General features: G+C 47.3%; 8 protein-coding genes and 1 pseudogene. 4 read left to right on the top strand and 5 right to left on the bottom strand.

The genetic code is table 11. From position 1 onward, the window contains the following. Positions 1 to 784: 784 nt before the first annotated feature. From NT073_RS15240 to NT073_RS15230, 3 genes are read right to left on the bottom strand one after another with little or no spacing between them, the layout of a single operon-like run. Positions 785 to 2,131 (bottom strand): TolC family protein, encoded by a 1,347-nt coding sequence (locus NT073_RS15240; RefSeq protein ID WP_297375079.1) that lies wholly within the window; start codon positions 2,129 to 2,131, stop codon positions 785 to 787. A 49-nt stretch (positions 2,132 to 2,180) separates the two neighbouring features. Next, entirely contained in the window at positions 2,181 to 5,249 is a 3,069-nt protein-coding gene (locus tag NT073_RS15235) for an efflux RND transporter permease subunit (protein WP_297375077.1), read from the bottom strand. Positions 5,250 to 5,298: 49 nt separating this feature from the next. Further along, a complete protein-coding gene (locus NT073_RS15230) occupies positions 5,299 to 6,390 on the bottom strand; it encodes an efflux RND transporter periplasmic adaptor subunit (protein ID WP_297375075.1) in 1,092 nt (363 codons plus the stop codon). Positions 6,391 to 6,599: 209 nt separating this feature from the next. Here NT073_RS15230 and NT073_RS15225 point away from each other — a divergent pair, with 209 nt between their 5' ends. Further along, positions 6,600 to 6,932 (top strand): helix-turn-helix transcriptional regulator, encoded by a 333-nt coding sequence (locus tag NT073_RS15225; protein ID WP_297375074.1) that lies wholly within the window; start codon positions 6,600 to 6,602, stop codon positions 6,930 to 6,932. Between the two features lie 162 nt (positions 6,933 to 7,094). Here the strand turns inward: NT073_RS15225 and NT073_RS15220 are convergent, their stop codons facing one another. Then, positions 7,095 to 8,864, bottom strand: coding sequence for an arylsulfatase (locus NT073_RS15220; RefSeq protein ID WP_297375072.1), 1,770 nt, complete (start codon positions 8,862 to 8,864; stop codon positions 7,095 to 7,097). A 360-nt stretch (positions 8,865 to 9,224) separates the two neighbouring features. Between NT073_RS15220 and NT073_RS15215 the strand changes: the two genes are divergently transcribed. The 3 genes from NT073_RS15215 to NT073_RS15205 all read left to right on the top strand — a co-directional run bounded on the left by NT073_RS15215 (position 9,225) and on the right by NT073_RS15205 (position 12,524). Then, the gene (locus tag NT073_RS15215) at positions 9,225 to 9,587 is read left to right on the top strand and encodes a VOC family protein (protein WP_297375069.1); all 363 of its coding nucleotides are present in this window, start codon (positions 9,225 to 9,227) and stop codon (positions 9,585 to 9,587) included. A gap of 515 nt (positions 9,588 to 10,102) precedes the next feature. Next, positions 10,103 to 11,929 carry a zinc-dependent metalloprotease gene (locus NT073_RS15210; RefSeq protein WP_297375067.1) on the top strand — a complete coding sequence of 609 codons (1,827 nt, stop codon included), beginning with the start codon at positions 10,103 to 10,105 and terminating at the stop codon, positions 11,927 to 11,929. Between the two features lie 10 nt (positions 11,930 to 11,939). Next, on the top strand, positions 11,940 to 12,524 hold the full coding sequence (locus NT073_RS15205) for a hypothetical protein (protein ID WP_297375065.1): 585 nt from the start codon (positions 11,940 to 11,942) through the stop codon (positions 12,522 to 12,524). Between the two features lie 519 nt (positions 12,525 to 13,043). On the opposite strand, the pseudogene NT073_RS15200 reads toward NT073_RS15205, so the two are convergent. Further along, positions 13,044 to 13,259, bottom strand: a pseudogene (locus NT073_RS15200) (peptidase); the annotation flags it as partial.

The raw sequence follows: 13,259 nt of genomic DNA, 5'->3' as shown, positions 1-13,259 counted from the left end.
TCTTAAAAGAATCAACTGACTCCTTAAGAATGGAGAAAGTACGTCGGCTTTTACCTCATAAAGATTTTTGCACTTTAATTCAGCATTCAAATACTAACTCTTTTGAATCAAATGAGGGACGGATTGTTGTGTATACCTGTATGCTCTGGACAGAATAAGCTATTGGTAAAAGCTCCCTTCGTTACACGTTTGAACTGCTGCAAGAATGTTTGAATACCCTTTTTATCATTGCTCACTTCCAGGTAAAAAAGCACCGCGACGGCGGGCCGTTTGATTCTGCTCGATGACGGCAAAGTCTAAACGGTCCGCCGTCGCGGTCATTCTTTGAGACACCACTGCCAATGAAGTAGCGGTAAGGTTTTGTTAACGTTAAAAGATGGGAGATTAACCAATTCTGAACACAATTCATTACGCCACGGGGGGGGCCGCTTTCTAATGGGTCATCAACCCCGATTTCTATGGCACAGGCCACCCTGCTGAATCTGGTGCTCATAGGAACCCCGCCGAGGCTTGCATCTACTGATAGCCGGGCCGGCAGAGCGGTCTTACCTGACATACGAGTTAAGGCATCTCTGCGGGGCCTGTCGGGGCAGTACGGTCGCTCACGTTTGTGAGTAATCGAAGGTAGTTAGAACGATGAAACGAAACTTGAAATAATATCATAGTACAAACCAAAAGGCATACGAACTTACTGATCCATATAGGACTGGACAAAAGCTGTATTGGCAATAGCCTCAAAGTGTCCAGCTGGAATCTTAGGGTAATCTAAACCATTTATCGTAGGCTATCCGTTTATCCGGCCCAATACCTTGTCCAATTCGACAGCAGCCGAGAGGTAATCGTACACCGCCTGAAGGTAGTTTGACTTAGCCTGGGTAAGTGAAAGTTCAGCATCGGTCACATCTAATCGGGAGGCAATACCTTGTTTCCAGCGGTCACGGATAATACGGTACCCTAACTCGGCGACGGCAATCGTCTGTTGCTGGGTTTGGATACGTAACCGGGCTTCCTGTACGTTTGACAGGCTTATTTTCACCTGCGCCCGAACGATTTCCTTCAGATTAGCTACTAGCGTTTCAGTTTGTCGACGGGTTATTTGCGCTTGTTGAATACGTGAATTTGTTCGCAAACCTGTAAAAATCGGAACACTGACCTGCAAGCCCACGTATGAACTTACGGGCCATCGATAGTCACCCACCCGAAAATTATTGGCTTGTGACTGGGACTGGGCTAAGCCAATCGCGGATAATTTCGGCTGTTTTTCAGCAATTTGCAGCTCAATTTGCTCTCGATTTAGCTGTTCGATCAATTCCAGTCGGCGCACTTCGGGACGGGCCTGCACCACATCTAGAAAGGCATCGTTACCCGGCGAGACGAATATGGCATCGTCGTAACGCAGCGAATCCTGTACGTCAACCTCTTCCCGCTCGTCTAACCCCACGGTGCGCTTCAACACCGTTTTGGTGATGCTAATCCGGTTCATTAATTGAATGAGTGTCGGCCGCTGGTTCTCGACCGTCACATAAGCGCGTAACGTATCGACACGCGAGGCCCGACCCTGCGCCAGCAGGGACCGGGAGTCTTTCAGGGCCTGCTCATTCCGGGCGATACTCTGCTGCTGCAACCGAAGTTGTTCCTGCGTAATTAGTATGTCCAGATACGCTTTCTTTACATCAGCAACGACGGTTGCCCGAACGTCGGCCAGCGCCTGATCCGTGGCTAATCCATTGAGCTGTGCAACTTTAATACCTGAGCGAACACTGGCCTGAAACAAGGGTTGGGATACTGCCACGCCCCCTAGGAACGCATTTGAACCCCCGACCCGGAATGTAGCTAACTGATCGTCGCCTAACCCAACAAAGCTACCGGGCAGGAACGAAACCTGTTTGTTGAAATAGTACAGGTACTGAGCCGAAGCGGCTACAGTAGGCAACGCATACCCCCGCGCTTCCTGCACTTTTTGAGCTGCCTTTGCCGTTTCCAGCGCGGCTACCTGCAAATCGCGATTTTTTTCGATCGCCAGCTTAACGGCATCTTCCATCGTCAGTTGGCGAACCTGGGCTTTGACTGATTGTAGACTCAGGAAAGCAAATGCCAGGATAAACGTAATGATATACTTGGTGTGTCTCATAAAAATGGTAGTTGATCAAAATAGAACCGCACGGCTGGTACTGCACACATTAGGCTACGAGTTCGAGCTCCTCGGCTTTTTTCTTAGGAACCCGCGAGAAGTAAGAATATACGGCCGGGATGATATAGAGCGTGAGCAGCCCGGCGAACAATAAACCGCCGACAATGACAGTTCCCAGCGAGTTTCTACTGTTCACGGTAAGGGCGATCGGAACCGTACCGAAGATCATCGCCAGGCTCGTCATCAGAATGGGCCGGAAACGGGAGGCTGCCGCCACTTTGGCGGCTTCGCGTGTGCTCAACCCGGCTTCTTTCTGCTGATTCGCAAACTCAACAATAAGGATACCGTTTTTGGTGATCAAACCGATGAGGGTAATGATCCCGATCTGGCTGAAAATATTCAGCGTCTGTCCGAACAGCCACAAACTGAGCAGGGCACCGGTCAACGCCATGGGCACGGTTAGTAGAATGATAAACGGATCAACCAAGCTTTCAAACTGGGCCGCCAGCACCAGATAGATCAGCACCAGCGCGAACACAAATGCAAACAGCAAACTCGATGAACTTTCGGAGTAGTCCCTCGATTCACCCGCCAGCGACGTTTTAATCGTTGGTGGCAAAACCACCTTGGCAATTCGGTTCATTTCCGCTACGCCATCTCCAATGGTTTTACCCGGTGCCAACCCCGCCGATACGGTCGCCGATATGGATTGATCGTACCGGTAAATAGCCGCCGGGCTGATACTTTCCTTGAACGAGACCAGATTATCCAGCGAAACAACGTCTCCGGTTCGGGTCCGCACGAACATCGCTTTCAGGTCATAGGGCGTATCGCGATCCTGTTTCTGCAACTGGCCAATTACCTCGTATTGACGGTCATTGTAAATAAAATAACCGTACCGCTGGCCACTCAGCGCCAGTTGCAGGCCGCGAGCAATTTCAGCCACGGAGATACCTAACTCAGCCGCTTTATCACGGTTGATCTGAAGAACTAATTCTGGTTTATTCACTTTTAAATCCGAATCGGCGAACCGCAGGATCGGGCTTTTACGGGCTTCGTCCAGAAACTTCGGCAATACAGCCGTAACCGCCGTTAGGTTCGTGCCCTGCAATACGTACTGAACAGGCTGAGACTGTCCAAATCGGCTGCCGATGGTTGGCGGCTGCACCGGGAAGACCGTTACACCCCGGAAATTCCCGGCGTTACGGGTGTAGGTCGCAAAGACGTCGGCCTGCGTCGTTGTCCGTTGGTCGGCTTTTTTGAGGAACGTGTTCTGAATGGCAATATTTACCGGAGCCGGTGGGCCAAATGTCAGGGCGAGAATCGAGTAGGACTGGAACAAGCCCGGCGTTGAGTCGATCGAGAATTGAGCGATCTCATTCATATACTTCTGGGTGTACTCGTACGACGACCCTTCCGGCCCAATAACGGCCAAACTGATTTGCGAGCGGTCTTCTAGGGGAGCCAGCTCCGACGGAAGTTGCTTACCAATAAAATAAATGAGCCCGAACGTAACGATCAGGATGGGGAAGGCAACCCATCGGTAGTGCATAAACCAAACCAGCGATCGTTCGTAGCCTCGGTTCAGGGCTACGAAGTAAGGCTCCGTTTTCCGGTACAGCCAGTTGGGTTTGTCGTAACGTTTTAGCAGGTACGCGCTCATCATCGGCGACAGCGTCAGGGCGACAAACGCCGACACCAGCACCGAACCGGCCACGACTACCGCGAACTCCTGGAAAAGCTTTCCTGTGATACCCGGCAGGAACAGAATGGGCAGAAAAACGGCCGCCAAAGTAATGGTGGTCGAGATGACAGCAAAATAGATTTCTGATGAGCCTTTGATGGCCGCCTGCAACGGCGACATACCCTCTTCCACTTTGGTGTAAATATTCTCCAGGACAACGATGGCATCATCCACCACGAGCCCGATCGCCAGCACCAACGCCAGCAGCGTGAGGATATTGATCGAGTACCCTGCGATATACATGATGAAGAAAGACGACACAATAGACACCGGAATGGCAACGACCGGAATGATCGTCGACCGCCAGTCTCGCAGGAAAAGAAACAGAATTAAAATGACCAGCCCAAACGCAACAAACAGGGTTTCTTCCACTTCAGAAATTGAGTCACGGATCGGCTCGGTGAAGTCTTTCCCGATGGTCAGTTCGTAGTCGGCTGGTATTTCTTTGCGCAGGTCCTTCAGTCGCTTGTAGAACTCATCGGCAATGGCAATGGCGTTGGCTCCTCGCTGGGGTTCAACGAAAACCCCGATGGTGGCCGAATTTCCCTTAAGACTATTCAGAATGGCCGTCCGTTCGTTTTCCGCTCCCAACTCGGCATAGCCAATGTCCCGGAACCGGATGATACTGCTTCCCGCCTGCTTAATGATCATGTTGTTGAAATCGTCCTCCTTCGTCAATCGGCCCAGCGTTCGAACGGTCAGTTCGTTACGGTCGCCTTCAATCCGGCCAGAGGGCAAGTCCACGTTTTCATTTCCCAGCGCTTGTTCAATATCCGAGGGAGTCAGTTGATAGGCCGCCAGTTTGGCCGGGTCGATGCGTAGCCGCATGGCGTACTTTTTTTCGCCGGCAATACCGACCCTTTTCACGCCCGGAATGGTCTGCATACGCTCTTTGATGACCGTGGAGGCTAGGTTACTTACTTCCAGAATACTGCGGGTTTTGCTCTCCACGGCCATAAAAATGACAATGTCGCCACTGTTGGCTTTTTCCACAATGGGCGGATCAACGTCGCCGGGCAGCAGACGCCGGGCTTTTGTCACTTTATCCCGCACGTCATTGGCGGCCGCTTCCAGATCGGCGTTGAGGTTGAATTCAACCGTGATCACACTGGCCGCTTCCTGCGATACTGACGAGATGGTCCGGATACCGTTGGCTTCACCAAGGGCCTCTTCCAGCGGTTTGGTAATCTGGTAGGCGATTACGTCGGGGCTGGCCCCCGGATAGGTGGTGGTGACCGTAACAATGGGCGAATCCGTGACGGGATATTCGCGAATACCGAGGTAGGTCAGTCCGACCAAACCAAAAAGTATAATCAATACAGAGAGTACCCCGGCCAGCACTGGCCGCTGAATACTAATTCCCGATAAACTCATGTTGGGATATTTTTAAAACAAAGAGAAGGAGAACGGCGAGGGTGGATCGTTATTCAATAGTTGATGCCGTTACTGATATACCCGTGTCCAGACGTAGCAAATTGGTGGTTAGCACGGTATCGCCGATCGACAGGCCTTTCAGAATCTGCACGGCTCCTTTCGTCCGGCTTCCGGTTGTTACCTCCCGGCGCTCGGCTTTCCCGTTTTTGATTCTGAACAGGGAGTACCCTTTGGATGTAGGAATCAAAGCTTGCGTGGGTACCAGAATGCCGTCCTGAGCAATGTGTAGCGCAAAAGCAATCTTAGCCGAAGAACCGGGTACCAGTTGGCCACCTTTGTTCTCGCTAATAGCCTTGACCACTAAGCTCCGGGTGTTTGCTTCTATCTTCGGCTCCGTAGCCTTGACCTTCGCCAGAAACGGGCGACTGCTATTTTCAGTTGTAAAGTGAATAGTCTGGCCCGGCCGAACCTCCGACGCGTATTTTTCGGGAATTGTGAAGTTAACCTCTACCCGGCTAATGTCATCAATCGAGCCAAGAACTGTTGTTGGCGTTACGTACGCGCCAACGTCGACGCGTTTAAGCCCTAGTTTACCCGCAAACGGAGCCCGGATTTCTGTTTTAACCAGATCCACGTCAATCATTGCCATTTCAGCTTGTAATACGTTCAGGTTGGTCAATACTTTATCGTATTCCTGCTGATTGACCGCTTCGCTCGTCAACAGTTCGCGGAAACGTCTTTCATCCAGTTTAGCCAGTTTCTCCTGAAGAGCCAGTCTGCGTTTTTTAGCGAGCAGATCGGCATCATCTAACTTGTAGAGCAACGTACCCTGGCTGACGAAACTCCCCTCCCGAGCATACACCCGGACTAGCTTACGGGCCACTTCGCTGACAAGATTGACCTCCTGATTGGCCTGGATGGTGCCGGTAGTTTGTAGTTCGTCAGTGATGGTCTCGCGTTTAACAACGAAAGCATCAGTGGCTACCTTGTTTTCAGTTGGCGGTGTTGGCGTAGTGGTCTTATCGTTAGTGGCTGCTGTTGGCTTGTTAGACAATAATTTCGGCGTGATTAGAAATAGAGCAATCGTCAGAACGATCAGCCCTGCAATCAGCGACTGTTTTCGAAAATTTAGCGTTTTCATCTTATGTCAAGTTGTATTGTTTTAATGTTCTACGACTATCGAACTTGCATTGTTTTATGGTTGTCGAACAAGATGGCCTTGTAGATGGTTTCTTTATTCTAAAAAACTAGTGAATTATTTACAGTAACCACATTGTTGTGTTAACAACTACTGTAGCTACGTCATTACGTAGTAGCTGTGTGGAAGCAGCAATCAGACGAATTTAATTTATGAAACAGTACCAACACCCCACCGCTGACCAGATTACGCTGACGGGCGTGCTCCATGCGCTCAGCGACCCCGTGCGGTTAGATTACGTACGATGTCTGGCCGAGTCTGAATGTGAAAAGTCCTGTGGTGCGATCCCGACTACCGTCGCCAAGTCGACTATGTCCCATCATATTCGGGTGTTGCGTGAGGCTGGCATCATCCACCTACGACCCTACGGCACCCAAAGCCTGATTTCACTACGGTCCGATGAGCTGGAAAAGAAATTTCCGGGTGTGTTAAATTCAGTGCTGAAATCAGTAAAAAGCACGAATGTTGTTGAACCGGGAGCTTAGCAAGGTATTGTACTGTATGCTACGGATGGTAGTTTACAGTAATCGAGACAAGTCGTCTCTTGAAATGCCCCATTTCAGCAGCAGGTAAATGGATGCACTTTGGTTTCGAGTAAGAGCGTTTTATTGAACGATTTTGTTTTAACAATTTGCAATATACACGAACTACTCAGAACCAGTAAGTAGGAGCGCTTTTACTTCGGCTACTTGCCCATGCGGGACCGAGCCTGCCTGCAGCAGAATCCGGTGATGGCCTTCAGACAGCTTTAGTTTTCCTAACGTCAACCAGGCCCAGGGTTTTTCGTATACTTCTTTACGGGGAATACGGTCGGGGCTGGGGTTCAAAGGCGGGTCGAAACTGCTTTGTATCGTTTGGTGCAGTGTCTTAGTACCGGCTGTCATGGTCAGTAGCGTTCCAAGAGCAGCTTTTGGAGCGGTATACTGCAAACTAAATTGATACATCCCCGGTCGCTCAACGACCACATCCCACCAAATTGAATCGGCGGCTGACTGCCAGTTAATGAGCCAGTCATTGGCCCAGCCGTTGCCCTGTTTGTAGCGGACCTTACCCGAGAAGTGAGCTTCCGGGGCCTGTAACAACACCCGTCGGCCCGCCACCGGCACAGGACGGGAAAGGCTTATCATTTGGGACACGTCCCGAAACCAGCGATCATAGGCAACCTGCAGTAGTTGTACCTGCCGGGGTTGCTCAGCGGCCAGATCCGTCGATTGTGACGGATCGCTCAGCATATCGTACAAGTGGATCTGTTGCTTTTCTTCGACCAGCCGGTACTGAGCTGTGCGAACAGCTCCTGGCTCGGCAGGAAGTCCGCCCTCACTCATCCCGGCGACGTGGGTAAACAGCAGGCGATCAGACAGCGTGTCGGCTTGCGCAAGCAACAGGCCTGCCAGGCTGCGGCCATCAATGGGGTTAGCGGGTGTAAAGTGTAAGCGACACAAGCCGACCAGCGTTGGCAGTAGATCGATGTGGGCCGCGTTGGGTCGAATCTTGGTTTGGGGACGTATCTTACCCAGCCACCGCACGAATAGCGGCACGCGGACGCCCCCCTCATCGACCGAGCCTTTGATGCCCTTCATCGCCCCATTGAAACGGTGACCGTTAGGACCATTGTCGGTCGCAAACACAACAATCGTGTTTTGGGCTAAACCCAATTGGTCCAGTCTGGCCAAAAGCCGCGCCACGTTATCATCGACGTTTTCAACCATGCCATAGATACTGGCTTGCTCATCGTCAAGGCCTTTAGCCTTATACTTATTAAAATATCGATCCGGTACCTGGTGAGGACTGTGGGGGGCGTTAAAGGGCACATAACAGAAAAAAGGTTTGGCTTTGTGCTGACTGATAAAGTTCAGGGCGGCATCGGTCAGTACGTCGGTAATAAATCCTTTGGTGGATACCATCCGGTCGTTATGCTGCAAGTCAGTATCAAAATAATTATTCCAGTGACCCGCACAAAAGCCCAGAAACTCATCAAATCCCTGCCCGTTAGGATCTTCGGGGGCATGTTCCCCGTTATGCCATTTACCAAAACAGCCGGTGGCATAACCATTCTGGCGGAACACCTCGGCCAGGGTGAGCTCAGCACTACGCATGCGTTCCCACCCCTGGGTGACCGAAATCGTACCCGTGCGAAGGTGATAGCGGCCCGTGAGCAGGCTGGCGCGGGTAGGGGCACAAAGCGGGCTGACGAAAAAGTGCTCGAACTGGGCTCCGCTGGCGGCTAGCCGGTCGAGATTAGGCGTTTCAACAAATCGATTGCCATGTAGGCTCAGGTCACCCCAGCCCTGATCGTCGGTCAGGATGAACAATACGTTGGGTTTGATAGCGGCTGGTGGCGGGCTGGTAGCCTGCCCCCGTGCAATCCATGTGCCGATGAGCAGCACACCTATAGCCAACCAAAAATGAGTTTTCATCGAAAAGAACGAATTAGTGAATCCAGGCCGGTTCATGACGATTCAGCATCTAGGGCTTTCCGGAAGAAAAAGTAAGCTGATTTGCTCCTGGAAACTGTTTAAGTAAGTGTCTAGGTGACGAAGTTAACCTAATCTAATTTCGTCTCGTGCAGCAGTGTTTTTTTGAGGATTAATAAAATAGGTGTACTCGGTATAGTAAAGGTAGTACCGCCCCTTATTGACCCTATGTTGGTAGCATACGGATCGGATTGTGAAATCGCCCCTCCTATTGTCGTATTTACACCCTATGGGATTGAGATGAAGCTAATACTTTTGTTAAAACTGCATGGGTACTGCACGATCTCATTTAACTATAATCTCATGAAACTTAATCACTTAAATCTTGCCGTTAGCGACGTAGTACAGACGCAGCAGTTTCTGCAAACTTATTTTGGCTTCCAACCGCTGACCAAGGGTAGCCCTGTACTAACCGTGTTACAAGACGAAAATGGCTTAGTGCTCACACTCAGCAACTTCAGTAAAGTAACGGAAGTGATTTATCCCCAAGAATTTCATATTGGATTCATTCAAAGCTCTCAAGAAGACGTCAACACAATTAATCAGCGACTGAAAGATGACGGATTTATGGTAGAACCTCCTCGCAGCTTACATAATTCTTGGACATTCTACTGTCAAGTTCCAGGCGGTTTTCTGATTGAAGTATTGTGTCTGAATCAGATGTAAAATTTATAACGATTCGGGTGCGCTAAAAAAGAGCGCCACTCCAACGGTCACGGCTCATATAAAAGAATCTCTTCAAACGCGCTTTTTAAGGAAAAGATGCATGAATACTCCGTCGTATCAGACGGGAACCTATTCATGAACGTTTCCTCGTCTCAAGGAGGAGCGAATTGTGAGACAATGATTTTTTAATGTCTGTCCAACCGCACCGGAATGCCGGACCACGGCGTGCCGGCCATCAGTCGCATACGTATCGTGATAAATAGACCTATAAATGTTTAGTTGATGGCTAAGTCGACAGATCATTATACTTCGGTCTATGAAATATAAGTTTTTAATAACTTCATTAAATATAATACAATGGTTACTAATTAGTTTAATTAAATACCGTTTGGTAAATAATTGTTTATAACAATAAAATATTTGAAAAATAATATTTCATATCATAACTATTTTAACGAAATTTTAATCTACAAATACACATATATTTTTTTATCCATTTAAACTCTACGATCATTATGAAAACGTTTACATCCAGAACACTATCGTTTTTGATTGTAATTAATCTATTAAACTTTTCTGTATGGGCACAACCTGACCGGCCATACGGATTATTTAAGAAATTGCCCGTAGTTGAGAGTAATTATGCAGATAAGGTAAATCAATTACGTAGATACGCGTATGGGTCAGAATTCAATTTTATCGAGTTTAACGATTTTCTACCTTCTTTACAGAATGGGCAGCTTAAGTTCATTTTACCTAATACTAAGGATACGATTACAGCAACGCAGACGTATGTTCAGGTAAAGACACCAAGTGAATATTCTTGGGCTGGTGAAATTTTAGCGCAGAAGGGTGAAGGAATAGTAGGTGAGATTCTCCTCTATTATAATCAAGGGCGTGTGAGTGGTAACATACAATATAAAGACGATGCATATCAAGTTCAGCCATTAAAAGAAGGTGATAAAACACACGCTATTTACCGTTTAGAGAAGAATTATAAAGAGGGAAAACTTTGTGAAGCAAGTCATTTCAAGCCAACTAAATTAGAAAGTGAACCTTCCAAAGATAAAGGTGCCCGCCGTGATCCTTGCACAGGTGGTAACATCCGTGTTTATGTGTACTTCACTGACCTTGCTCAGAATGCCGGTCTAGATGTAAATGCTTCTATCAACACTTGCTTAGCGGAATGGAATTCCGCTATTTCTGTTAGTGGTGCTAATCCTCCTCAAATGGAATTGGCTGGTAGCTCACTACTGACTGGAATTAATGAAGGAACTTTAACCACAACTCCACTTGATCAATTTAGAAATTCAGCCGCTGTTCAGGCTCAACGAGTGAGTGCCGGTGCTGATATAATGATTTTACTTTGTCGAGGTGAAAATTGGACCAACGCGCGAGGACAAGTGGTTGATATTGGTCCAAACACAAATTCTGCTTACGGTGTAGTCAGAATTGCAGACGCCATAAATGCTAACCATACATTTACGCATGAAGTTGCCCATATGTACGGCGCACGTCATGAAGTTGCATCTGATCCTACATCTGGTCTTGCTCATGGCATACGGTTGTACAATGTTCTTGGTCAGCAGCAAAATCAAATTACAGTAATGCACACTAATGGATTTGGCGCAGATAATCGTTTAAATCGGTTTTCTAATCCTAATATAATGGTTAATGGGTATTACACAGGTAGTACAAACGCTAATAATTCGCAGGTTGTCACAAATAATGGGGGTGTTGTACAAAACTTCCTACCTCCTGTAAATCAACCCATTAGCGCTTATATAAGTGGTCCATACTCAGGCGGAATTTATTGTGGTGTATATACTTGGGAGGCAATTTACAAATGTGGCAATGAAGGGGCACCTGTTACTTACGAATGGTCTCTCAGTACGGACGGTTCGAATTATGGGAATGTGCTTAGTACTAGCGAAACATTTAGTTCACATCTGTATTCCCAATTTATGTGGATACGTTTAAAAGTTACTAATAATGGTCAGGTCACTCAATCATACCAGCAAGTATATGGAAATCAATGCGGAGGCCGCCAAGGGTCAATAGAGGGACTTGCTGAAAATAACGATGATCTTATCCTCTCTGACCCTGCTCCAAATCCTATCGATACTGAAACACAATTATCTTTTTATCTCAAAGAGCCTCAGCGAGCTTCATTAGCAGTAACAGATTTGACTGGCCGCCCGTTACAAATTATTACGAACAAACGATACGATGCGGGAAAACACTCTATTAAACTTTCAAGGGGCTCCATAACGTCGGGAACTTATCTACTTACATTAAGTACTGATACAGCAGTAAAAACCAAGAAAATAATTTTTCAATAATAAGCGAGCTATGAAAGTGCCTATCACAATACTCATCAGGATCTCTTTCTTATGCGCTTTATATGCGTGTAAATCAGACAAAGAAATTCGGCCAGAATGGTTTGCCCAAGGTTGGGGAGAAGTAAGCGCCATATACAATGGAGGTGCATGGTCTAACATTGGTTCAGCTGCGCTTTCACCTAATGTGCTACCCGGTAGTTCATGCCAGGGATCATTAACCGTTCAAATTTTTAAGTTTAGTAGAGACGGATATGCCCGTGAAATTCTACAATTCAGTGGTATACCTAAGAAGCAGAATGGAAATTATACCCTGACAAGTAACGCATTATTGGGATGTAGCAGCGATTCAGTTTCAGCAACATTTAACACTTTTCAAGATGATGGCGATGTAGGAAAATCAACCTATAAACTTGACATTTCTCAACCGCTTAAACTACAGATCATATCTTATAGCTCTAATGATCAACGCATTGTAGGAAACTTTGAAGCAACTTTTATTAAAGGTTCACAATTTAAGAATGATGATCCAGCAGTAATTAAAATTGAAGCTGGAAAATTTGATAGTCCCATTTCGATTAAAGGCAGATTTGAGTAAAAAAAGAAGTTCACAATATATTCTGAACAATACTCATTTTTTATCATAACAAATTTGCTTTTAGATAGAAGGTACCTATGCTTAATAGTGTTTTCGTACTCCCCTATTAAACCGGTTACTTTATGCTAGTAACCGGTTTAATATTTCACCCAAATATTGATATGCCTTTTGTGGTCAATTAATGTAAATTACTACAATTCAGTTAATTCAAAAAAGAGGGAAGCATTGTCCTTTCAAACAAAATTCGTCACTTCGGCGTCATACATGATCAACTGTCTTCTTAATCAGTTTTCGATACATTTGCTACGGGTAGCCGTTAACAGTTATTAAAATAAGCCGTCACTTGAAATGCCCGTTTTAAGAAGTAGATCATGATACCTCATTGTCTCTGAAGGATGCTTATTCAAGAACGATTACTCGTCTCGGATAGGAGCCGTTTTAAGCGACGTTACTCTGCATTCATTGGCTTCAGGGTCACCAGAAGTAAGAGAAGTAGGAACCCTATCTTTTCATAAAGCTCTACTCCTGCTGGATCACTCGTCTTTGACCAAACAGCCAATCCAGTATACCTGGCGTAGCGTCTAAGCTAGGGTCAAGATAGTGCCCCACTCCCCCAAACTCGGTGTAACGTGGGTGTCCACCCGCTTGTTGGATAGCCTTAATGACGGTCCCGCATCCTTCAACCGGTACATTCCGGTCCGTTTCTCCATGGAAAGCCCAGATGGCTATGTCCAC

The sequence above is a fragment of the Spirosoma sp. genome (genome assembly GCF_026391055.1).
In the GTDB taxonomy this organism is placed as follows: domain Bacteria; phylum Bacteroidota; class Bacteroidia; order Cytophagales; family Spirosomataceae; genus Spirosoma.
The sequence above is the reverse complement of the archived record's forward strand: the minus strand, read 5'-3'. Positions and strand labels throughout refer to the sequence as shown.

Excerpts from the sequence above, each read along its gene's own strand:
- NT073_RS15240 (WP_297375079.1), bottom strand. The coding sequence starts at position 2,131 with ATGAGACACACCAAGTATATCATTACGTTTATCCTGGCATTTGCTTTC.
- NT073_RS15235 (WP_297375077.1), bottom strand. The coding sequence starts at position 5,249 with ATGAGTTTATCGGGAATTAGTATTCAGCGGCCAGTGCTGGCCGGGGTA.
- NT073_RS15230 (WP_297375075.1), bottom strand. The coding sequence starts at position 6,390 with ATGAAAACGCTAAATTTTCGAAAACAGTCGCTGATTGCAGGGCTGATC.
- NT073_RS15225 (WP_297375074.1), top strand. The coding sequence starts at position 6,600 with ATGAAACAGTACCAACACCCCACCGCTGACCAGATTACGCTGACGGGC.
- NT073_RS15220 (WP_297375072.1), bottom strand. The coding sequence starts at position 8,864 with ATGAAAACTCATTTTTGGTTGGCTATAGGTGTGCTGCTCATCGGCACA.
- NT073_RS15215 (WP_297375069.1), top strand. The coding sequence starts at position 9,225 with ATGAAACTTAATCACTTAAATCTTGCCGTTAGCGACGTAGTACAGACG.
- NT073_RS15210 (WP_297375067.1), top strand. The coding sequence starts at position 10,103 with ATGAAAACGTTTACATCCAGAACACTATCGTTTTTGATTGTAATTAAT.
- NT073_RS15205 (WP_297375065.1), top strand. The coding sequence starts at position 11,940 with ATGAAAGTGCCTATCACAATACTCATCAGGATCTCTTTCTTATGCGCT.